The organism is Actinoplanes subglobosus, assembly GCF_042650585.1.
In the GTDB taxonomy this organism is placed as follows: Bacteria; Actinomycetota; Actinomycetes; order Mycobacteriales; family Micromonosporaceae; genus Actinoplanes; species Actinoplanes subglobosus.
In genome coordinates, this window is the sequence record NZ_JBHSBL010000018.1 from 635738 (window position 1) to 657004 (window position 21267).

General features: G+C 70.7%; 16 protein-coding genes, 3 tRNA genes and 1 pseudogene. 11 read left to right on the forward strand and 9 right to left on the reverse strand.

Translation table 11 applies throughout. The annotated features are described in order from the left end of the window. The first annotated feature begins 160 nt into the window (after window positions 1-160). Genes ACFO0C_RS24825 through ACFO0C_RS24835 form a run of 3 tightly spaced genes read left to right on the forward strand, consistent with a single transcriptional unit; the run spans window position 161 to window position 2949 of the window. A complete protein-coding gene (locus ACFO0C_RS24825; protein ID WP_378069041.1) occupies window positions 161-1648 on the forward strand; it encodes a ferredoxin reductase family protein in 1488 nt (495 codons plus the stop codon). 24 nt (window positions 1649-1672) lie between these two features. After that, the gene (locus ACFO0C_RS24830) at window positions 1673-2188 is read left to right on the forward strand and encodes an FMN-binding protein (protein WP_378069042.1); all 516 of its coding nucleotides are present in this window, start codon (window positions 1673-1675) and stop codon (window positions 2186-2188) included. Between the two features lie 32 nt (window positions 2189-2220). Further along, window positions 2221-2949, forward strand: coding sequence for an FAD:protein FMN transferase (locus tag ACFO0C_RS24835; protein ID WP_378069150.1), 729 nt, complete (start codon window positions 2221-2223; stop codon window positions 2947-2949). On the opposite strand, the gene ACFO0C_RS24840 is transcribed toward ACFO0C_RS24835, so the two are convergent. Next, a complete protein-coding gene (locus ACFO0C_RS24840) occupies window positions 2923-3561 on the reverse strand; it encodes a GNAT family N-acetyltransferase (RefSeq protein ID WP_378069043.1) in 639 nt (212 codons plus the stop codon). The two genes, ACFO0C_RS24835 and ACFO0C_RS24840, sit on opposite strands and share 27 nt — an antisense overlap. 115 nt (window positions 3562-3676) lie before the next feature. Here ACFO0C_RS24840 and ACFO0C_RS24845 point away from each other — a divergent pair. From ACFO0C_RS24845 to ACFO0C_RS24855, 3 genes are all read left to right on the forward strand, one after another. Continuing rightward, window positions 3677-3748: transfer RNA gene (locus tag ACFO0C_RS24845), tRNA-Gly, on the forward strand. Window positions 3749-3773: 25 nt separating this feature from the next. Continuing rightward, window positions 3774-3844 (forward strand) — tRNA-Cys (locus ACFO0C_RS24850). A gap of 12 nt (window positions 3845-3856) precedes the next feature. Further along, a tRNA-Val gene (locus ACFO0C_RS24855) sits at window positions 3857-3928 on the forward strand. Between the two features lie 478 nt (window positions 3929-4406). Here the strand turns inward: ACFO0C_RS24855 and ACFO0C_RS24860 are convergent. The 5 genes from ACFO0C_RS24860 to ACFO0C_RS24880 form a co-directional block, all read right to left on the reverse strand. Next, on the reverse strand, window positions 4407-4859 hold the full coding sequence (locus ACFO0C_RS24860; RefSeq protein ID WP_378069044.1) for a hypothetical protein: 453 nt from the start codon (window positions 4857-4859) through the stop codon (window positions 4407-4409). A gap of 268 nt (window positions 4860-5127) precedes the next feature. Continuing rightward, the gene (locus tag ACFO0C_RS24865; RefSeq protein ID WP_378069045.1) at window positions 5128-5595 is read right to left on the reverse strand and encodes a hypothetical protein; all 468 of its coding nucleotides are present in this window, start codon (window positions 5593-5595) and stop codon (window positions 5128-5130) included. A gap of 116 nt (window positions 5596-5711) precedes the next feature. After that, entirely contained in the window at window positions 5712-6779 is a 1068-nt protein-coding gene (locus ACFO0C_RS24870) for a hypothetical protein (RefSeq protein ID WP_378069046.1), read from the reverse strand. A 569-nt stretch (window positions 6780-7348) separates the two neighbouring features. Then, the gene (locus tag ACFO0C_RS24875) at window positions 7349-8758 is read right to left on the reverse strand and encodes a glycoside hydrolase family 19 protein (protein WP_378069047.1); all 1410 of its coding nucleotides are present in this window, start codon (window positions 8756-8758) and stop codon (window positions 7349-7351) included. 14 nt (window positions 8759-8772) lie between these two features. Further along, window positions 8773-10140, reverse strand: a complete 1368-nt coding sequence (locus ACFO0C_RS24880) for a CHAP domain-containing protein (RefSeq protein WP_378069048.1) — start codon at window positions 10138-10140, stop codon at window positions 8773-8775. A 443-nt stretch (window positions 10141-10583) separates the two neighbouring features. Between ACFO0C_RS24880 and ACFO0C_RS24885 the strand changes: the two genes are divergently transcribed. From ACFO0C_RS24885 to ACFO0C_RS24895, 3 genes are read left to right on the forward strand one after another with little or no spacing between them, the layout of a single operon-like run. Further along, window positions 10584-11129, forward strand: coding sequence for a DUF4956 domain-containing protein (locus ACFO0C_RS24885; protein ID WP_378069049.1), 546 nt, complete (start codon window positions 10584-10586; stop codon window positions 11127-11129). Further along, window positions 11126-11860: a polyphosphate polymerase domain-containing protein gene (locus ACFO0C_RS24890; RefSeq protein WP_378069050.1), complete on the forward strand. Its 735-nt coding sequence runs from the start codon at window positions 11126-11128 to the stop codon at window positions 11858-11860. The genes ACFO0C_RS24885 and ACFO0C_RS24890 overlap by 4 nt, the downstream gene beginning before the upstream one ends. A 34-nt stretch (window positions 11861-11894) precedes the next feature. Beyond that, on the forward strand, window positions 11895-13532 hold the full coding sequence (locus tag ACFO0C_RS24895) for a carbohydrate-binding domain-containing protein (protein WP_378069051.1): 1638 nt from the start codon (window positions 11895-11897) through the stop codon (window positions 13530-13532). Window positions 13533-13554: 22 nt separating this feature from the next. Here the strand turns inward: ACFO0C_RS24895 and ACFO0C_RS24900 are convergent, their stop codons facing one another. Then, window positions 13555-14205, reverse strand: a complete 651-nt coding sequence (locus ACFO0C_RS24900) for a TetR/AcrR family transcriptional regulator (protein ID WP_378069052.1) — start codon at window positions 14203-14205, stop codon at window positions 13555-13557. A gap of 56 nt (window positions 14206-14261) precedes the next feature. Here ACFO0C_RS24900 and ACFO0C_RS24905 point away from each other — a divergent pair, with 56 nt between their 5' ends. Further along, window positions 14262-15413, forward strand: coding sequence for an oxygenase MpaB family protein (locus ACFO0C_RS24905; protein ID WP_378069053.1), 1152 nt, complete (start codon window positions 14262-14264; stop codon window positions 15411-15413). Between the two features lie 200 nt (window positions 15414-15613). Beyond that, complete coding sequence (locus tag ACFO0C_RS24910) at window positions 15614-16762, forward strand: dipeptidase (protein WP_378069054.1); 1149 nt, start codon at window positions 15614-15616, stop codon at window positions 16760-16762. Between the two features lie 35 nt (window positions 16763-16797). Here ACFO0C_RS24910 and ACFO0C_RS24915 read toward each other — a convergent pair. Both ACFO0C_RS24915 and ACFO0C_RS24920 read right to left on the reverse strand, forming a co-directional pair. Beyond that, window positions 16798-19689, reverse strand: a pseudogene (locus ACFO0C_RS24915) (tetratricopeptide repeat protein); the annotation flags it as partial. Window positions 19690-19752: 63 nt separating this feature from the next. Next, on the reverse strand, window positions 19753-21267 hold a 1515-nt coding region (locus tag ACFO0C_RS24920), incomplete at its 5' end, for a methyl-accepting chemotaxis protein (RefSeq protein ID WP_378069055.1).

Below are 21267 nucleotides of genomic sequence, written 5' to 3' on the forward strand. Positions count from 1 at the left end.
CACGTCGGCCGCATGGGGTGGCAGGCGCCGTGAGACGACTGCTGAGCAGGTGAGGACGTTGACAATTCCGGCTTTCCGGGATCAACGCGAGCTTCCCGACGACGATGGGTACTTTTCCAGCCTCCGGACCGATAACCGACCGAGCTGGGACAACCCGTCCATGCCGCCCTGGCCCGAACAGCAGGGCCAGAACGCGCAGCCCCAGTACGGGCAGCCCTACGCGCAGCCGGACAACTACCGCCGCGGTGACATCACCGAACCGTCGCTGACCGACCCGACCGGCTGGAAGGCCGGCACCGGCGTCCCGGTCGTCGACGAGCGCCCGCCCGGCGAGTCCACCAGCGGCAACCGGCTCCTCACCGTCCTGCTGTTCTTCTCCGGCCTGGCAACCAGCGTCGCGCTGTGGCTCTTCAACACCCAGCCCGGCGCGATCAGCAACGACGCCACCCTGATGATCGCCGCCGGGCGCGTGACCGGCCTGATCGGTGGCTACCTGCTCTTCATCCAGCTGCTGATGATGAGCCGGGTCTCCTGGCTGGAGGAGTGGGTCGGCTCCCGCGACCTGCTCCGCTGGCACCGCTGGCTCGGCACCTCGCTGCTGACCTTCGTGGTCGCGCACATCGTCTTCATCGTCTACGGATACGCCCTCACCGCCGGCACCGGCGTGGTCGACCAGGGCTGGACCGTGATCACCACGTTCCCCGAGATGATCAGTGCCACCATCGCGACCGGCCTGCTGGCGTTCATCGCCCTGATCTCGATCCGGGCCGTTCGCAACCTGCTCAACTACGAGCTCTGGCACCTGATCCACCTGACCAGCTACGGCGTCCTGCTGCTCGGCTACGGCCACCAGATCGCCGCCGGCGCCGACATGAGCGGCAAGTTCGCCTCGGTGTTCTGGCCCGCGCTCGGCTGCATCACCATCGCCGCACTCTTCTGGGGCCGGATCGTCGAGCCGCTGTGGCTCAACTCCCGGCACCGGTTCAACGTGGCCGAGGTGGTCGGCGAGGGCGCCAACACGTTCTCGATCTACATCGAGGGCAAGCGGCTCGACAAGCTCCCGGTGCAGGCCGGGCAGTTCATGCGCTGGCGGTTCCTGACCGCCAACGGCTGGTGGCAGTCGCACCCGTTCTCGCTGTCGGCGGCCCCGAACCCGCAGTGGCTGCGGCTCACCGTCACGATCGCCGGCGGTCACACCCGCAAGCTGGCCACGATGCGTCCCGGCACGCCGATCTGGGCGGAGGGGCCGTTCGGGACGTTCACCGCCGAACGGCGTACCCGGCGTCGTGCTCTTCTCATCGCCGGCGGCAGCGGCATCGCGCCGATCCGGGCCCTGCTGGAGGACATGCCGCCGGACACGATCGTGATCTACCGGGCCAGCCGCCCCGACGAGCTGGTCTTCCGGGCCGAGCTGGAGGAGCTGGCCGAGGAGCGGGACGCCTGGGTGCGCTACATCGTCGGCGGTCGCAACGACCCCGGCCCCCGCCGGCTGTTCACCGCGGAGGGGCTGCGCGGCCTCGTACCCGACGTGAACCGGCGTGACGTCTACCTGTGCGGCCCGCCCGGGCTCGTCAACGCCGCCGTCGACACGCTCAAGATGCTCGACGTCCCGGACAGCCAGCTGCACCTCGACCCCTTCGAGTTCTGACCCCTACCCCCAGGAGTTCCCGCGATGCGACGCAGTACCGCAGCAGCCGTCGGCACCCTCACCGGCGCGGCCCTGATCCTCGGGGTCCGCCTGAGCGTGCAGCCCCCGGCCGTCCCGGTGGCCGCCTCCCAGGACGGGAGCGTCGTCGAGGAGCCGGAGATCGACCAGGCCGCGGAGGAGACCGCCGCCCCGGAGTCGACGAAGAAGCCCTCCGGCAAGAAGACCACGGCGCCCGAGGAGGAGGCCGAGGCCGAGGAGACCGGTCTCAAGGCCGGCACCTACAAGGGCAAGGCCGTGCAGCACGCGTACGGCACGGTCCAGGTCACCATCAAGGTCGCCGGTGGCAAGGTCACCAGCGCGAACGCGACCTACCCGACCGAGGGCTTCAGCGGCACGATCAACCCGAACGCGGTGAAGAGCCTCAACGCCTCCGCGCTCAAGGTCCAGAGCGCCGACGTCGACGCCGTCTCCGGCGCCACCCTCACCACCGGTGCCTACAAGACGTCCCTCCAGGCCGCACTGGACAAGGCCGGCGCGTAGGGTCCAGGTTCGTGCGGCACGTCGAAGAGGTCATGGGTACGGTCGTCAGCATCGAGTTGGCCGACGACCTGCCCGAGTCCCGCCTCCGGTCCCTGATCGCCGACACGTGCGCCTGGTTGCACGAGGTCGACGCCCGGTTCAGCACCTACAAGGACGACAGCGAGGTGTGCCGGTTCCGCCGCGGCGAGATCCGGTTGGAGGACTGCTCCGCCGACATGCGCCTGGTCCTCGACCGCTGCGCCGACCTGTGGCGTGAGACCGGCGGCTACTTCGACGCACACGCGGGCGGGCAGCTCGACCCGTCCGGATACGTCAAGGGCTGGTCCGTCGAGGTGGCGTCCGAGCGCCTCGCCGCGGCCGGCTCCCAACGGCACTTCATCAGCGCGGGCGGCGACATCCGGATGCGCGGCAGCGGCCCCGGCGGCCGTCCCTGGCGGGTCGGCGTGCGCCACCCGTGGGAGGCCGACAAGCTCGCCTGGGTGCTCACCGTCACCGACGGCGCGGTCGCGACCTCCGGGACGTACGAGCGGGGCGCCCACGTGTGGAACCCGGTCACCGGCGTGCCGGCCAGCGGTCTCCGGTCGGTCACCGTGGTCGGGCCCGACCTGGCCGTCGCCGACGCCTACGCCACCGCCGCTCTGGCGATGGGCGAGCCCGGCCTGTCCTGGCTGGCCAAGTTGACCGGCGAGGGCTACGAGTCCGCCGCCGTCACCGACGACGGCCGCGCCTTCACGTCACCCGGTCTCCCCGTCGCCGGCTGACGACCCCCGTCGGTCGTTTCCTCCGTCACCCGGCCTTCTTGTCGCCGGCTGACGGTCTCCGGCGCCGGGCCAGGGCCCCGGAGCCGTGGCCTGCGATCCGGCCGGGCGGGTCGCGGTGCGCTCGATGCTGAGGCCGCGGGCCTGATAATTGGCGAGCGCCGCCGGGCCGTCCAGGCTGCACGTGTTCACCGTCACGCGTCGTACCGGTGCGAGGCCGTGTCGTTCCGGCAGCGACCAGGCGTGCCGCAGGGCGACGGTGAGCAGGTGGCCGCCGAGCCCCTGCCCGGCGAACGACGGCAGCAGCCCGAAGTAGGCGATCTCGACGCGGCCCGGCTCGCTGCCGTCCAGCTCGGCGTAACCGGCCGGGGTGCCGCGGACGTAGGCCACCCAGGTCTCCACCCCCGGCCGGTCCAGCCAGTCCCGCCACTGCCGCCACGTCCACGGCAGCCGGTCCGACCAGGACCAGTCGCCACCGACGGCGGTGTAGAGGAAGCGGTTCAGCTCGGGGCTCGGCAGCTCGGCGCGGACGATCTCCACGGGGACGACCGGGGGCCGTGCCGGGCGGATCCGGGCGGCGTCGTCCTGTTCCAGGTACCAGGTCGTGATCTCCACGTTTCCCATGATGGCGCGACACGCCGGGGACCCCGGTTTGGCGTGGGGTCGGGGGACCAGATAAAGTTCTGTCGTCGCCGGGGAAACCTGGGGCCGGGGAAACCCGGAGTGACAAGCGGAAGTGGCGCAGTGGTAGCGCATCACCTTGCCAAGGTGAGGGTCGCGGGTTCGAATCCCGTCTTCCGCTCGGAGAGACCTTTCTAGGTCAACTCGGTGGAGTGGCCGAGAGGCGAGGCAACGGCCTGCAAAGCCGTGTACACGGGTTCAAATCCCGTCTCCACCTCGCATTTTGTGCGGGCGATTGGCGCAGCGGGAGCGCGCTTCCTTGACACGGAAGAGGTCACTGGTTCGATCCCAGTATCGCCCACTTTTCTCACCTGAGGGCGACCCCCAGGCCCCGCGTCACGGCATCGGCGGTCGGCGGTTCTCCGCGCGATGGTCGGTCGGCGAAGACTGGTTTCAATAAACCAATTCCTGTGGACAGTTCATACCTTGACTGGTTTTCCCCGTTGAGGCCCGTCAGTCACCATGTGATCTGCAACCGCCAACGAGCGATGGATGGCCCCGGCGCCAGTGGCGAGCGCGATCGTCTGCAGGTTGGGTGAACGAGCGCCAGCTTGCGCCCGGCGGCGGATCCGGGTGTACCCCAGCGTCGTATCCCGCCATCGATGCCCTTGAGCATGCTGTGGCGGGAGTTGAACCCGAAAGCGCCCAGGACGCGTGCCAGAGTGAAAGTCTGCAACGCGGCGGTCGGCGCCGCGCCTTATCGGCGGCAGAGGAGGACTGCCGCCTGGCGGGATGCGTGGAAGATCTCATACAGGCAGGCCCGCCTCAACGGGCCCGCCTCAACGATGGGCGACAAGCCGTCGATTCAGCTCGGCGAGCAGCGCCGACGGTCCGGGCGTCATCAGGCCGACGTCGACGATGAACGCGGGGGCGCCCGAGCGTCGACGTACCCGTGGTGCCCACGCCGACACGGCGGCGACGGTAGCGGCGTTCAGGCTCGTGGGAATTACGAGCAGCTCGGTCAAGGGGCCGGTGAAGCGCAGCCCGACCGACTGAACCGCCGACCACGGTAAGAACACCGGTTGGCGGCGGGTGGCCGCGAACTCCAGGCCGGCGGCCGAGGCGCGTATCCAGCCGAGATTGCGGCCGGCGCCGAGGGCGGTCCCGGTTGCTCCGGCGATCGCCGTCAGCAGCACCCAGGTCACCGTTTCAGTGAGGTCCCACTCCTCTAGCGAGAGGCCGATCGCGATACCGCGGAACAGCAGAAACACGGGAATCAAGATCAGTGCCATCCGCAGCCACAGCCGCGACCGGCGCAGACGGAATGTCACCGCGTCGCCGGCCGGGGCGGGGATGAGATCAACGGTGGCCATCAGGGAAGTATCCGCAGCCCGGCTCGTCCTCGGATCAGCCGAGTGATCACAGCCCGAGCCGTGGGCGCAGGCGCCGGTTACCGGCCCATCTTGGTCGGCACCCAGTCGAGCCTCATCGGCAAGACACGACGTCAAGCCGTCACAGCAAACCAACCGGCCGCGCCCGCAGCGACCGGTTCGAGCGCGATCAGCGGCAGTAGAGGGCGTTTCGATCACCGCTCGCATCAGCGGGCAGGGCGAAGGCGTCCTCGATACGGAAGCAAACGCCGCGGGGTGCGGCGGAAAGCGGACGTGGCTCATTCGGCACTGCCTGAGCACGGAAGCCGCCCGCCTCCAGCCCTGCGTCCCCGATAGCCGGCAAGGCGTGCGTCGAACCGTTACCCGACCACACCCGCCTGAGCGCGGCAAATGAATGCGCGTGATATCGGCGCCGGGTCGGTTCCGGATATTTTGACGGTGCCGTTTGTGTGTTTTCGCCTGCGATTGTGCGGTGGCCGAGAATGCCCGGCCACCGCACGTTTTTGTCTGTTGCCAGGCGGCGATACCTGCCGTTGCCGCTGCCGTTGCTGAATTTCGAACTGCCGGGGCGACGGTCCGGGACCGTGCGTCTGCGTGGGCGGCATTCGGCCTGCGTCAGCGCCTGCGGCCGGTGCACCCGAAGCATGGAAAGGCCGTCACGGGCGTTGAGTGCGAGTTCTTGCAGCCCCTCAGGCGACAAACGGAGCTGGCCGGGAGAATTTTTCCTCCTGGCCAGCGCTGCCGGTCGGAGCTTCAGCGGATGATTTCAACCTTGTTTTCGCGGACGAGGTTCTTGCCGGGTTCGCGGACCAGGTCCATGGCGGCGTTGTTGAGCAGGAGGCAGCCACCGAATCGTTCGGTGATCTTGATGGTGGCGGACTTGTTGTTGGCCAGGTTGGTGACCCGGACGGTGGAGCCGACAGGGATCTGGTCGCTGGCGGCGCCTGGTCCGGCGTTCTGATTGAAGAAGGTCAGGCTGCCCTGGCAGGCGGAGTTTCCGACGGCTTGGGGTTTGCTGACGATTTCGACCCGGTTGTTGCGGATGACGTTCTTGCCGGGTTCGCGGACCAGGTCCATGGCGGCGTTGTTGAGCAGGAGGCAGCCACCGAATCGTTCGGTGATCTTGATGGTGGCGGACTTGTTGTTGTCCAGATTGGTGATTTTGACGGTGGAGCCGGCGGGGATCTGGTCGCTCGCGGCGGCAGGTGCGGCGTTCTGGTTGAAGAAGGTCACATTGCCCTGACACGCGGAATTTCCGCCGCCCGCGGGGGCGCTATTGCCGACGCCTTGGCTGTTGCTGTTGCTGTTGCCGTTGCTGTTGGCATTGCCTTGGCCGTTGCCGTTACTGAGGACTTCGACCCTATTTTCGCGGACGAGGTTCTTGCCGGGTTCGCGGACCAGGTCCATGGCGGCGTTGTTGAGCAGGAGGCAGCCACCGAATCGTTCGGTGATCTTGATGGTGGCGGACTTGTTGTTGGCCAGGTTGGTGACCCGGACGGTGGAGCCGACAGGGATCTGGTCGCTGGCGGCGCCTGGTCCGGCGTTCTGGTTGAAGAAGGTCAGGCTGCCCTGGCAGGCGGAGTTTCCGACGGCTTGGGGTTTGCTGACGATTTCGACCCGGTTGTTGCGGATGATGTTCTTGCCGGGTTCGCGGACCAGGTCCATGGCGGCGTTGTTGAGCAGGAGGCAGCCACCGAATCGTTCGGTGATCTTGATGGTGGCGGACTTGTTGTTGTCCAGATTGGTGATTTTGACGGTGGAGCCGGCGGGGATCTGGTCGCTCGCGGCGGCAGGTGCGGCGTTCTGGTTGAAGAAGGTCACATTGCCCTGACACGCGGACTGAGCTGCGGACCCACTAGTCATGGCAAAGCCTGTGCCTGTGCCTGCTGCCACGAGTGCCAACAGCCCTCCCACCAGCACCAGTGCCCTCGACCGACGCATATGTCACTTCCTTCCATAGCTTGCCCCGCAGTACGCAGGAGCCACAGCTACGGTTCACCCGGCCAGCGGAACTCACGACCTTGTGCGCGGTAGTGCAGGGCGGCGTGGTGGCTTGACCAAGACATAGACGGCCGCGCAGATGTCTTGATGGTGTCGATCATTACCGTCCGCGGCCTTCGCACACTCTGGCCGATGTGTTCGCCTACGCCACCGAAAGCGTCCCGCTCCGCCACCGAGACGGGGTGCGCCGTCCCCGGCCGCAAAGCGTTCGTCTCCGGCAAGCTCAAACAGAACACCATCAGACCACCGTCGCCGCCGACCACCACAGGGCCAGCCTGGATCGACGGCAGGCGGTTTGTGGTGAATGGCGTGGCTGTTCGAGATGACACCGTCGGAACCTATGGCACCGGCCCCCGCAGACAGTCTGCCCGCGGGGGCCGGATCGGGAGCTAGGAGCAGACCACCGCGTTGAGGTCGACGGTGTAGCCGCCGTGGTTGCGGTAATAGGTGAGCACGTTCTTGAAATCGGTGCAGCGGGCCTTCAGCGTGGCCGCCGGCGCCTTCGTGCCGTTCACCGCCCGGGTCACCCGGCCCATGTCGAGCCGGTCGGCCGGGGTGTTGAGGTCGTGGGTGACGGTCCAGAACCAGCGTGCGATCTCGGCGCTGTAGGTCGCCGACCGGGTCTCCTCCCGGTTGTTGACGAAGTCACGCTGGAAGTACTTCCCGGCCGCCGCGTAGTTGCCCTTCAACGTGAGCTGGATGTAACCGCGCCCGCAGTACGGGTAGTACGACTTCGACTTGGCGGTGCAGCCGACCTCGAGCCGGTTGTACTGGATGCCGCTCTCCGCCTTGAGGGTGGACAGGAACGCGGCGATCCGGGCCGGGCTGTTGATGTTGCCGCGGCGCATGGCGGCGTTCAGTGACGGCAGCCCGTCGGTGACCGCAGCCGTCGTCGGGATGCCGAGGGCCTCCTTGAGCATGGCGGCGGTGACGGTGGCGTCGGCGGGCAGGGTGTTGCCGTCGCTGCCGGAGTAGACGACCCGGCCGAAGTAGCCGGCCGCGCCGAACGCGAAGACCCCGCCGTCGGCGGCGATCATCAGGTAGCCGTCGTTGCGGACGGCGGTCAGGCCGATCACCGGTTTGGCGAGCCGCTGCCCGCCCATCGACCCGTAGAACCGGGCGTCGCCGTACGCGAAGATGCCGCCGTCGCCCGCGACCAGCCAGTACCCCTTGCCGCTGGGGGTGGCGGAGATCCCGGCGACCGGCGCGTTGAGGGTCTTGCCGCCCATCGAGCCGTAGAACTTGGCGTCGCCGTAGGCGAAGACGCCGCCGTCCGAGGCCACCAGCCAGTAACCCAGGCCGGTCGGGGTGGCGGCGATGCCCCTGATCGGGGCGTTGAGGGTCTTGCCGCCCATCGAGCCGTAGAACTTGGCGTCGCCGAAGGCGAAGATGCCGCCGTCCGAGGCGACGAGCCAGTAGCCCTGACGGCTGGGTGTGCCGGCGATGCCGACGACCGGCGCGTTGAGCACCTTGCCGCCCATCGATCCCTTCGCGGCGGCGTCACCGAAAGCGAACACCCCGCCGTCGGCGGCCGTCAGCCAGTAGCCGAGGCCGGTGGCGGTGGCGGCGATCGCGACGACCGGCGCGTTGAGGGTCTTGCCGCCCATCGAGCCGTGGAACCTGGCGTCGCCGAAGCTGAACACCCCACCGTCGGCGGCGGCCACCCAGTAGCCGCGCCCGGACTTGGTGGTGGCGATGCCGACCGGTGGTTTCTGTGTCGTCGTGTCGGCGGCCTGTGCCGCCGTGGGCACGGCCAGGGTGGCGGCCAGCAGCAGGGCCGCTGTCATCCAGCGTCTCATCGGTGGTCTCCTGTTCAGAACTGGCCGGTGTAGCCGGTGGGGTTGCCGAGGAAGGGCGCCGAGCCGAACGCGTAGTGGGCGCCGGTGCGGCTGACGATCAGGTAGCCGGGGTTCATGCCGGGCAGGGCGTAGCTGATGTCGGACGCGTCGCCGGCGATGCCCGGCACGTTGCCGAGGTGCTTCGCGTCACCGAAGGCGTAGACCTGCCCGGTGACGCTGACCAGCACATAGCCGTTGCCGGGGGTACGGGACATGCCGGTGATCGCCCGCTGGAAGCCGGTGGCGTTGCCCCGCCACTGGGCGTCGCCGTACGCGTAGACCTGCCCGGCCGAGGTGAGCAGCCAGTAACCGCGGCCGGTGGTGGTCGCCTCCATCGCCACGAACCGGCCGGAGTATCCGGCCGGGCTGCCGCCGTAGTAGGTGTTGCCCGCCGGGTAGGAGTAGACCTGTCCGGCCTCGGACATCAGCCAGTAGCCGGCGCCGTCGGGCCGGGCCGCGATCGACACGATCCGGCCGGTGAACCCCTTCGGGCTGCCGCCGAAATACGGATTGCCGCCGGGGTACGCGTACACGTGCCCGACCGAGTCGGTCATCCAGTAGCCGCGGCCGTTCGGGGCGACGGCCACGTCGGTGATGCCGGTGTTCCCGGCCGGCTCGCCACCGTGGTAGGTGCCGTTCCAGGCGTAGACCTGCCCGATCGAGCTGACGTCGAGGTACGAGTTCGGCCCGGTGAGCCGCGTGCCACCCCCGTTGACGACGTCCGGGTAGCCGGCGCTGCCGCCCGCCCCGGTGCCGGTGTTGCGGTTGTCCGGGTCGTGCACGATCCCCGCGACCTTGTGTGTCGCCCAGAACGAGTCGATCGTCCCGGCGTGCCAGCGGGCGGTCTGCCGTACCACCTTGGCGTTCTGATTGATGGTGTTGAGCGTGCGTGATCCGTCGGCGTTGGCGGTGATGCTGTCGACGACCGCGACGTGCCCGGCGAGGCGGCCGTCGGCCAGCTTGGTGCCGCCGCCGGAGAGCACCAGCATGTCGCCGGGGACGACCGTCGTGATCGAGCCCTGAGCCTGCCGGGTCATGCCCGATCTTGCGGCGTTGGTGTAGATGTCGATGGCGCCGGCGACGTTCGGGAAGATCCCCTTGTGCCAGCCTTTCGCCTGGTAGAAGCGCTGCGCGAGCTCGACGCACTGGCCCGCGGAGCCGACCGGCGCCTGTCCGCCGCAGCGGGTCCACTTCGGGTTGCAGACCGGTACGCCGGTGCCGCCGAACCACCGGTCGCCGGCCAGGAGCACGGTGCCCGCCGCCGCGGCCGCGGGCGCCGCCGGTAGGGCGACGGCCCCGGCGAGCAGGGCGAGGCCCATGAGTAGGGGCCGGACACGGAACATGTTGGGGCTCCTCGGTGAGGGTGGGAACAAGTGACCGGGAGCAAATAAAGCAAATTCACAGCTTGACGGACATGGTCGGAAAAGAGTTATGTCCGCGCGATCGGCAGGCCGGAACGAACCGTCGGACGATTCGGCATCCGGCCGACCCCGGAGGATGTCACCCGGACGGACCTTTCCCGGATCGGCCGGTCGGTGTGGTGAGCGCGGCGGGCGGGACGGTCGGGGCACGTCCCCGGCACAGATCGCTCACAGCACCCTTTGAGGTTATTCCGAGGCTGTGTTCGATGAGGTTCGTCCGGTTCGCGGTTAGGGTTGCATCGAAGTTCATCGATATGTAACCCGCCGGCCGGATCTCGTTCAGGGGGCTGACGCCCCGGCCGGGCGCACTGAGAGGTCGTGCCACTATGCCCCGGCTTGCGCTCTTCGCGCTAGATCTGGTAGCTGTGAGTGTTCTTGTCTTCGGGCTGTATTTCCCACGGCACCGGCGACGGGACCTGGTCGTGGCGTTCCTCGGGGTCAACGTCGGCGTGCTCGCCGTCGCCGGGTCGCTCAGCTCCAGCTCGGTCGGCGCCGGCCTCGGACTCGGCCTGTTCGGTGTGCTGTCGATCATCCGGCTCCGGTCCACCGAGCTGGACCAGCACGAGGTGGCCTACTACTTCTCGGCGCTCGCCCTCGGCATCCTCGGGCCGCTCAGCGGTGGCCCGATCTGGCTCAGCCCGGCACTCATGGCGCTGATCCTCCTGGTCATGTACCTCGGCGACCACCCACGGCTGTTCCGGTCCTACCGGCGTCAGGTGATGGTGCTCGACAACGCGGTCATCGACCACGTCGCCCTCGTCGCGCAGCTGGAACGGATCCTCGGCGCCCGGGTGCACGCGGCCACCGTCGAACGGGTGGACCTCGTCAATGAGACCACCGTCGTCGAGGTGCGGTACTCGTACGCCGCCGGAAGTCGCCGGAGCGCCGCGCTCGCGGAAGCGGGCCGATGACGGTGACCGCCGCCCACCTCGATCCGGTCTCGCTCGCCGAGCTGACCGAGCGGGCGGAGCTGCAGACCCGGACCGACCGCAAGTACGTCCTGCCGCTCGCCGCGGCGGGTGACCTGATGTCCCGCCTCGATCCGGCCACCCGGGTCCTGGAGATCGAGGGTGAGCGGACCTTCCGGTACCGGTCGGTCTACTTCGACACCCCCGACCTGGTCAGCTTCCGTCTCACGGCGTACCGCCGGCGGCGGCGGTTCAAGGTGCGCACCCGTACCTACCTGGACTCGGCGCTCTGCTGGCTGGAGGTGAAGACCGAGGGCTACCGCGGCGGGACCGTCAAGGACCGTCTGCCCTACGACTCCAGCCACCACGACGACGTCGAGCCCGGGCGCTGGTTCGTCGACGACATCCTCGGTGACGACCGGTTCGTGCTGCGGCCGACGCTGGTCACGAACTACCGGCGGACCACCTTCTACCAGCCGGCCGACGACTCGCGGATGACCGTCGACATCGGCCTGACCTGGACCGATGTGGACGGCTCGGAGCTGTCCCTGCCGGATGTCGCGATCGTCGAGACCAAGACCGCGTCGTCCGCCTCACCGAACGACCGGCTGCTCTGGGCCTGCGGGCACCGGCCGGTCAGCATCTCGAAATACGCCACCGGGCTCGCCGCGCTGCGCCCGGGCCTGCCGGACGTGCCCTGGCGCCGTCTGCTGCGCCGACACCTCCCCTGCTGAAGGCAGTCAACTCTCCCCAACATAAGGACCCACCATGCCCAGAATCCCCCGTCTCGCCGTCCCCGCGGCGCTGACCGCCACCGCTCTCGCCGTCTGGGTGGCTCCCGCGTCCCCGGCCCTCGCGGCCGGCCCGGCCGGCGCGACCGCGCTCGCCGCCAACCAGGCCAGCCACCTCAGCGCGGCCGACCTGACCTGGAACGAGTCGAACGTCGCCGCGGTCACCCTGACCGGCACCAGCGCCACCACGACCAGCTCGAACGTGACCGTCTCGGGTAGCACGGTGACCGTCAACGCGGCCGGCACCTACCGGTTCAGCGGCACGCTCACCTCGGGTCAGATCGTCGTCAACAGCACCGGCACCGGGATCGTCCAGCTGATCCTCAACGGCGTGACGATCACCGGCAGCACCGGCGCGATCAACGTGGTCGCCGCCGACGAGGTGCTGGTCCACCTGCAGGCCGGCACCACCAACCGGCTCACCGACGGCACCGCCTCGGCCGACGGCCCGCTCGCCTCGGCCGCCGACCTGACCATCGCCGGCACCGGGGCGCTGGTGCTCACCGGCAACGCCAACGACGGCATCAACGTCAAGGACGGCCTGGTCATCGCCGGTGGCACGATCACGATCACGGCGCCGGACGACGCCGTCCGCGGCCAGGACTACGTGATCGTCAGCGGTGGCTCGATCACCGCGACCGCCGGCGGCGACGGCCTCAAGTCCGACAACGAGGAGGACGCCACCCGCGGGTACGTGGCGGTCACCGGCGGCACCGTGAACGTCAAGGCCACCGACGACGGCATCACCGGACAGACCGACGCGATCGTCACCGGCGGCTCGATCACCGCGACCACCACCGGCAAGGGCATCAAGGCCGGCGTGCTCACGGTGATCAGCGACGGCACGGTGAACGTCACCGCCACCGACGACGGCCTGCACTCCGACGCCAACCTGACCGTCGACGGCGGCACCACGACCATCTCCTCCGGCGACGACGGTGTGCACGCCGAGACCGACGTCCGGGTGGCCGGCGGCACCGTCAACGTCACCAAGTCGTACGAGGGTGTCGAGGGCCTCAAGGTCTACGTCACCGGGGGCAGTGTCTCGGCGACCGCCACCGACGACGCGTTCAACGCCTCCGACCCGGCCTACGGCGAGATGCAGAACTCGCCGAACGCCCTGATCAGCGTCACCGGCGGCACAGTCGTGGCGAGCGGCGGCACGGACGGGCTCGACTCCAACGGGGCGCTCACCATCGGCGGCGGCACGGTCGTGGTGACCGGCTCGGCGACCCGTGGCGGCGGCGAGGGCGGCCTCGACTCCAACGGCGCGCTCACCATCACCGGCGGCACCCTCATCTCCTCCGGCATCAGCGCCACCACCAGCACCCTGCCGACCTCCGGCCAGGGCTGGGTGTCGATCACCTTCAGCGCCAACCAGGCAGCCGGCACCGTGGTCCACCTGGCCACCACCTCGGGCACGCAGATCGCGTCCTACCAGCCCACCAAGGCGTTCAAGGGCGTGGTCTTCAGTTCCAGTTCGATCACCCGGGGTACGACGTACGCCGTCCGCACCGGCGGGACCGTCTCGGGCACCTCGGTCGGAGGTGGCCTCTACATCGGCGGCACGCTCTCCGGCACCCAGGTGAGCACGGTGGTCGCCGGGAACCGCTGACCCGGCGACGGTCCGGGCGCGCTCACCTCCCCGAGCGCGCCCGGCTCCCGGACACGGCCGACGGATCCGGCACCAGGCCCAGGACCAGCAGGTCGGCGGTCAGGCTGATCAGCCGCTCCTCGGTCACGCCGGGTGGCGGCTCCAGGGCGATCCGCAGGCAGGCGTTGAGTGTCACGCCCATGGCCAGGTGGATGCGGGCGTCGGCTTCGGCCTGGTCGAGGCCGGGGGCGTGCACCGCCACGAAGAGCCGGGTCATCTGGGCGAGCTGGCGCTCGACCTCGGGCAGGATGTTGCCGTGCGCGCCCAGCGGCGCCTCGGCGATCATCGCGGTGGTCACCGCCCGATGCCGTTTCACCGCACCGACCAGCACCGACAGGATGTGGTGGACGCCGTCGCGGGCGGACATCGTGACCGCCGCGGTGAGCGCGCCGGTCAGGTCGGCCAGCACGTCGGCCGAGCCGCGGGCCCGGAGCTCCTCGATCAGCTCGTTCTTGCCGGCGAAGTAGCGGTAGAGCGAGCCGATGCTGACACCCGCGACCGCGGCCACCCGATTGGTGCTCAGCCCGGCGTAACCACTGTCCGCCAGAACCTGAGCGGTAGCGTCCAGAATCCGGTCGATCATCTCCCGGGCGCGCTGCTGCTGCGGCGATGACCTGCGAGTATTCGACGGCATCGGAACCCTCGAAAGACGAGTAGTAAACGAGCTTTCACTCACTTTATCGTCGGGTCATGACTACGCACGCCGATCTGCGGGTGCCGCGCCGCTTCGGGATGGACCGGCCGTGGGCGGAGCGGGCCGCCCGGCCGCTGCGACTGGTCGCCGGTCCCGGCGCGGACCCGACCGAGGAGGAACTCGCCGCCCTGGCCACCGGCCTGCTCCGCCGGGACGAGCTCGCCGCCGACCTGATCCGGGCGGTCCGTCCCCACGAGCTGCACAAGGCGCTCGCCGCCGGGCCGTCCGACGACGTGCCGGAGCCGGTGCGGGCCTTCCTCGACACGCTGTCGCGACGGCCCGGCTGGGTCGACGACGAGCTGCTGGCCCGCGGCGCCGAGGCGTGCCGGACGTTCGGGATGGATGCGGGGCTCGTTCTCGCGTACGGCTCCCTGCTCGGCGGTTATCGCACCGCAGCCGCCCTCGAACCGCTGGTCCGGACCGGCCGCCTGGCCGGTGGTGAGACGCTGCGGCGTATCCAGGAGACGTCGCTGTGGTGGCGCGCGGTCACCGGGCCCGGCGGGATGGCGCCCGGTGGTGCGGGATTCCGGGCGACAGTGCACGTCCGCGTCATGCACGCGCTGGTCAACGCCCGCCTGGAGGCCGATCCGGAGTGGGACCGCGAGCTGCGCGGCGTGCCGATCAACCAGTACGACCAGGCCAGCACCCTGGGCGTGTTCAGCACCAGTTTCCTGCTGCACCTGCGCCTGCTCGGGGTCCGGGTGCCGCGCGCCGACGCGGCCGCCGTCATGCACCTGTGGAGCTACGTCGGCTGGCTGATGGGCGTGGACGAGGAGTGGCTGCCGCACACCGAGCGCCGCGGCCGGCGGTTGCTCTACCACTTCCTGGCCAACGACCCGCCGCCCGACGCCAACAGCACCGCCCTGGCCAAGGCCCTGATCACCATGACCGACGACGTGACGAGCGGCTGGCGCCGGTTCTACGAGCGGGAGCGGGCGCTGTCGGTGAGCTGCTGGCTGCTCGGCCCGGCGGCCATGCGCGACCTCGGCCTGCCCTACCGCCTGCCGTGGTACGGCCTGGCCCGGGTCGGCGCGAACCTGCTGGTCAGCCACGTCCTCGGCCGTCTGCCCGGTGGCCGGCGACGTCTCCTGGAACGGTCCGAGCGTCAGGCCCGGGCCCAGTTCGAGCGGTGGGGTGCCGAACTGTGAACACGACTGACAGAAATGTGCCAGAAGTTCGGCAGACGGAGCTGCGAAGCTGATCACGGCGCCGGACGGGACGACGACATGCGCTGGCGGGCGCCGAGTTCGACGTTCCTCGCCTCACGAGCGCGGGCGGTGCGGGATCAGCATTCAAGGGGGGATCCCGCGCCCTCCGCGCTCTGCGTTTCCACGGAGCAGGGTGACCCATGTGGCCGATCGACGAGTCCACGCGTGACGAGACCGCCGGGGACCGGATCACCCGGCTGCTGGCCCTGCACCCGCTCGTCGACGGGCACAACGATCTGGCCGATGCGCTGCGAACCCTGCACGGTGGGCCGGTGTCGCCGGACGACCTGGAGAAGTTCGCGCTCGACCAGCGGCAGCCACTCACCCGGACCGACCTGCCACGGCTCGCCGCCGGACGGGTGGGCGCGCAGTTCTGGTCCGTCTTCGTGCCGGGCGACCTGCCCCCGGCGGCGGCGGTCGTCCGGACCCTGCAACAGATCGACCTGGTGCACGCGCTGCACCGGCGGTTCCCCGGCCGGCTGGAACTGGTGCGGACCGCCGACGGGCTGGAGGCGGCCTTCCGGGCGGGACGGATCGCCGGGCTGCTCGGCGCCGAGGGCGGGCACAGCATCTGCGACTCGCTCGCCGTCCTGCGGATGCTGGGGGAGCTGGGCGTACGGTATCTGACCCTCACCCACAACCGGAACGTCGCGTGGGCCGACAGCGCCACCGACACGCCCCGGCTCGGCGGGCTCAACGACTTCGGCCGTGAGGTGGTCGCCGAGATGAACCGGATCGGCATGCTCGTCGACCTGTCGCACGTCGCCGACGCCACGATGCGCGACGCCCTGGCCGTGACCGTCAAGCCGGTGATCTTCAGTCACTCGTCGGCGCGGGCGCTCTGCGGCCACCCCCGCAACGTGCCGGACGACGTGCTCGCCCGGCTGCCCGGCAACGGCGGGGTGTGCATGGTGACGTTCGTGCCGGCGTTCGTCTCCGAGGAGCGGTGGGCCTGGACCCGTGACCCGCAGGGCCCGCCGCCGCCGGTCACCGTGGAACAGGTCGCCGACCACGTCGAACACGTCCGCGAGGTGGCCGGCGTCGACCACGTCGGGCTCGGCGGCGACTTCGACGGCTGCGACGACACCCCGGCCGGGCTCGACGACGTGTCCGGCTATCCGAGGCTGCTCGGTGAGCTCGCGGCCCGCCGCTGGTCCGACGGCGAGCTGGCGGCTCTGGCCGGGGGCAACGTGCTGCGGGTGCTGCGCAGTTCCGAGGACGGGCAGGTACAGCCGAACCGGGCACGCCACGTGGTCAGTTCGTCCTTCTCCCGTACCCCCAGGGTCTGAAAGACGTCTCCCGCCTCGGACCAGAGGGAATGCGCGGTCCGGTGATCGCCGGTCGCGCAGCGGGCGGCGCCCAGGTCCCGCAGCGTGCGGGCCCGGCTGAGGTCCATGCCGATGTCCCGCCACTGATCCGCCGCCGACTCCAGCAGCTCGGCCGCCTCGGTCAGCCGGCCGGCGGCCAGGTGCAGCTCACCGAGGGTCCGGGTGACCAGCGCCGTCCCGTGGCCGTCGCGCCGCCCGGTGGTGGCCGACAGCGCGACCCGCAGCGACTCCAGCCCGCGGTCCGGATCACCCTGCCGGATCCACACCTTGGCCAGTGCCTGGGCGGTGTACGCGGCCAGATGCGTGTCGCCGATGCCGGTGGCGATGGTGTGCGCGGCCGAACACAGCTCCTCCGCCGGGCCGAGCTCGCCGCGTGCCCGGTGCACCAGACCCATGCCGCGCAGGGCGATCAGCTCGCCCCGCCGGTGGCCGATCCTGCGGTACCGGGCCAGCGCGGACGCCAGGTGCTCCAGCGCGATCGCGTCGTCGCCGAGCTCCCGATGCGCGTACCCCAGGCTGTAGTAGGCGTGCGCCACCCCGGCGTCGTCGCCGAGCCGGTCCAGCACCTCCAGCGCCCGGTTGATCTGCGGCAGCGCCGTCGCGTGCTCACCCAGCTCACGGCTGACCGTGCCGAGCCCGTTCAGGGCCACCGCCTGCCCGCGGTCGTGGCCGGCCGCGCCGAACAGGTCGGCGGCACGGGAGAAGTGCGACCGCGACTCGGGGAACCTGTCCTGGGCGTACCGCAGCTGGCCGATGCCGCACTCCATCGCCGCCTCGGCCAGACGGTCGCCGGCCCGGCCGGCCGCCGCGCTCGCCGCGGTGTGCGTCCGCTCCCAGCCGTCGAAGTTGTTGCGCGCCGCGAACGACGCGAACACCAGCGCGTCGGCGAGACCGCAGGCCGGCGCGACCAGGTCCAGGGCGGCGGCCCGCTCGACCGCGGCGATCAGCGCCGGCTCCTCGTCGTCGAACCAGCGCCGCAGGTCGACCCGTTCGATCGTCTCGGCCCAGTGGGCGGGCGGCTCGGGCAGCTCGGGATGGTAGAGCCGCGGGGTGGCCACCGGCAGCTGCTGCGCCAGGTGCTCGACCAGCATGAGCAGCGCCGCCACAGCCGTGGTCACGGTCTCCCGGACCGGGCCGGTCCGGGCCAGCTCCCCGGCGTAGAGCCGCACCAGGTCGTGCATCCGGTACCGGGCGAACGGCCCGTCCGACCCGATCACGTCCAGCAGCCGCGCGTCGGTGATCTCCTCGACCAGGTCGTCGGCCTCGTCCAGGCCCACGTCCAGCAGCGCCGCCACCGTGATCGCGGTCAGTGCCGGCGGGTCGAGGCTGCCCAGCGCCCGGAACGCCACCTGCGCCCGCGGGCTCAGCCCGCGGTAGCCGACGGCCAGACCGGCCCGCACCTCCAGGTCGTCGACGGCCAGCTCGTCCAGCCGCCGCCGCTCGTCGTCCAGCCGATCGGCGAGCTGGCCCACCGACCAGTGCGGACGGGCCGCGAGCCGGGCCGCGGCCACCCGGACCGCGAGCGGCAGCCGCGCGCACAGCCGGATCAGCCGGTCCGTCTGCTGTGGATCGGCGCCGGCCCGATCCGCGCCGATCACCCGGGTCACCAGTGCCCGCGCCTCACCGACGGTCATCGTGCTCAGCTCCACCCGGCGCGTCGCGGGCACCGTGACGAGGCGGTTGCGGCTGGTCACGAGCAGGGCCGAACCGGCGTCACCGGGCAGGAACGGCTGGATCTGGCGCGCCCCGACGGCGTCGTCGACGACCACCAGCACCCGGCGCCCGGCCAGCTCGGCACGGTAGCGGGTCTCCCGCTCCCGCAGGTCGGAGTTGCCCTGCGCGTCGGCGTCGGTGACCCCGAGCATGCGCAGCAACCGGCTCAGCGCCTCGGCCGGTTCGAGCGGGTCGGCACCGCCCACGTTGAGGAAGAGCACACCGTCCGGGTAGTGCTCGCGGACGGCGTGTGCCACGTGCACGGCGAACGCGGTCTTCCCGGCACCGCCCTGCCCGGAGACGACGACGACCGGGCTCTTGCCGGCCATGCTCAGCGCCTCGACCATGGTGGCCACCGGGCCGTCGAAACCGGTGTAGTCCGGCAGGTCCGGCGGCAACAGGAACGGCCGCGCGGCGCGCACCTCCTCGGCCGGTGCGCGCAACACGCTGGTGTGCGCTTCGCGCAACAACGGACCCGGCTCGGTGCCGAGCTCATCGACGATCCGGTTGCGGGACCGGGCGAAGAGATCAAGGGATTCGACGGTACGCCCGGAGGCGTGCAGCGCCCGCATCATCGCCGCGATCAGCGGCTCGCACAGCGGGTCCCGGGCCAGCGCCACCGCCAGCCGGTCGACAGCCTCGGCATGCCGCCCCCGGGCCAGCGCGGTCAGCGCCCAGTCGGCCAGCGCGCCGAGCCGGTGCTGGTCGAGGCTCTCCCGGGTGCGCTGCGCCCACTCGCCGGGCAGACCGGCCAGGGCGTCGCCGCGCCACAGCCCGAGCGCCTCCTCCAGCGCCGTGAGCCGCTCGTCCGGTCCCGCCGTCCGGGCCGCCTCCAGCAACTCCCGGAACCGGAACAGGTCGACCGAGCCGTCCGGGACCTGCAGCGTGTAGCCACCGGACCAGCGGACCAGGGTGACGCCGGTGCTGTCCTTGACCACCCGGCGCAGGCGGGCCACATAGCCGTAGAGGGCGCCGCGCGCGTCGGCGGGCGGCTCGTCGCCCCAGAGCCGGTCGATCAGGGTCTCGAAAGTGACCGGGTGCCCGCCGTCGAACAGCAGAGCGGCCAGCAGGTGCCGCTGCTTGAGAGCGCCCAGCGCGACGACCCGTTCCTCCTCGGCCGCCTCGACCGGACCCAGAAGCCGGAACCGCACCACTCTCCCCTTCGGACACGACATCGCGCCGGCCCAGCCTAGGGGTGGGAGTCGTCACCGTCTATGTCGATCCCATCAGTGGGGTGATCAGCCCTGAGCGGCGGCGATCAGCCGGTCCGCCATCGCGGCCAGACGGGTGGCCTGGGCGTCGTCCGTGATCAGGAACTGGAGGCCGATCTCCTGACCGTCACGGTTGTCGGCCGAGTTCACCACGCGGGCGTGCACCGTCATCCGATCGTCGCCGCTGTCCAGGTCGACGTCCAGGTTGGTGCCCTCGGCCAGGAGCTCCCCGGCCGGCATCAGACACCGCAGGCCACCGGCGCTGACATTGACCAGCGGGGCCTCCAGCGCCGGCTTGCTCGCCCGGCGCAGCACCACCCGCCCGGCCGTGGTGATCCGGTCGTGCTCCCGGCGCTCCAGGCGGGCGGCCAGGTCGGCCATCTCCTCGACCCGGCCCAGCGTGTCGGTCATCTGGTCGGTGAGCCGGCCCATCAGGGTGGACTGGTCGGCGGCGACCGCCCGCAACGAGACGGCGGCGTCACTCACGGCGGCGATGCCCTCGGTCATCGTGGTGATCGTGCGGGCCATCGCCGTGGTGTCCCGCTCCAGGTCGTGGATCGTCTCGATGATCTGGTCGGTCGACTCGGTCGTGTGGGTGGCGAGCTGTTTGACCTCGTCGGCGACGACCGTGAAGCCGTACCCCAGATCACCGGCCCGGGCCGCCTCGATCGTCGCGTTGAGAGCCAGCAGCCGGGTCTGCCGGGCGATGTCGGTGACCAGCGCCGCGCCTGTCGCGACCCGGCGCAGGCTGGACTCCAGCGAGGTGATCACGTTCTCCGCCTCATGGGCCTGGCTGACGATCGCGTTGGCGGCCATGTCGGCCACGGTGATCCGTTCGTCGATCACCTCGGACGAGCCGCGTACCTGGCCGACCTTCTCGGTCACCTGACGCAGCTCCTCGGCGATCACCGTGGTCGACTCGTCGATGATGACCTGGGTGCGGCGGCGGAACTGGACCTCGGCCTGCCGCTGGTGCAGGAACCCGGCGCGCAGTTGCTGCTCCCGGGCCGCCTCGGCACCGGCCAGCGCGGCCTCCTGCTCCAGCAGCCGGGTCCGGGCCACGGTCAGCGCCCGGCCGATGTCACCCATCTCGTCGCGCCCCGCCGGCACCGGGCGCGGCTCCAGGTCGGAACCGGCGATCGCGGTGACCGCGGCGACCGTCTGCCGGACGTCGTGGCTGGTCCGCCAGAGCACCGACAGCGCGAACCACAGCGCCAGCACGAAACCGCCGACCGACACGGACAGCACCGCGGCCCGTTCCATCGACAGCGTGTCGATGCGGTCCTCCAGCAGCGTGGTCAGCCCGTCGTGCAGCGGTTGCACCGCGGCGGCCGCCGCCTCCGCCGCCGCGGACGGGTCGGCCGGCCCGGGTGTGCTGAGCGTCTCGGTGAGCTGCTGCCCGAGCGCGTCGATCCGGTCGGCGAGCTCCCGTACCGGGCCGTCGATCGTCGCGGACAGACCCGGCTCGTCGGTGTTCGCGGCGGCGGTCGCGACGTCGTTGCGCAGGGCGGCGGCCGCGGCGGCCAGCCGTCCGGCCCGCAC

What these genes read in the sequence shown, in the direction of transcription:
- ACFO0C_RS24905 (WP_378069053.1), top strand. Translation starts at nt 14,262, where the DNA reads ATGACTACGCACGCCGATCTGCGGGTGCCGCGCCGCTTCGGGATGGAC.
- ACFO0C_RS24900 (WP_378069052.1), bottom strand. Translation starts at nt 14,205, where the DNA reads ATGCCGTCGAATACTCGCAGGTCATCGCCGCAGCAGCAGCGCGCCCGG.
- ACFO0C_RS24830 (WP_378069042.1), top strand. Translation starts at nt 1,673, where the DNA reads ATGCGACGCAGTACCGCAGCAGCCGTCGGCACCCTCACCGGCGCGGCC.
- ACFO0C_RS24835 (WP_378069150.1), top strand. Translation starts at nt 2,221, where the DNA reads ATGGGTACGGTCGTCAGCATCGAGTTGGCCGACGACCTGCCCGAGTCC.
- ACFO0C_RS24825 (WP_378069041.1), top strand. Translation starts at nt 161, where the DNA reads ATGCCGCCCTGGCCCGAACAGCAGGGCCAGAACGCGCAGCCCCAGTAC.
- ACFO0C_RS24880 (WP_378069048.1), bottom strand. Translation starts at nt 10,140, where the DNA reads ATGTTCCGTGTCCGGCCCCTACTCATGGGCCTCGCCCTGCTCGCCGGG.
- ACFO0C_RS24890 (WP_378069050.1), top strand. Translation starts at nt 11,126, where the DNA reads ATGACGGTGACCGCCGCCCACCTCGATCCGGTCTCGCTCGCCGAGCTG.
- ACFO0C_RS24895 (WP_378069051.1), top strand. Translation starts at nt 11,895, where the DNA reads ATGCCCAGAATCCCCCGTCTCGCCGTCCCCGCGGCGCTGACCGCCACC.
- ACFO0C_RS24910 (WP_378069054.1), top strand. Translation starts at nt 15,614, where the DNA reads ATGTGGCCGATCGACGAGTCCACGCGTGACGAGACCGCCGGGGACCGG.
- ACFO0C_RS24860 (WP_378069044.1), bottom strand. Translation starts at nt 4,859, where the DNA reads ATGGCACTGATCTTGATTCCCGTGTTTCTGCTGTTCCGCGGTATCGCG.
- ACFO0C_RS24875 (WP_378069047.1), bottom strand. Translation starts at nt 8,758, where the DNA reads ATGAGACGCTGGATGACAGCGGCCCTGCTGCTGGCCGCCACCCTGGCC.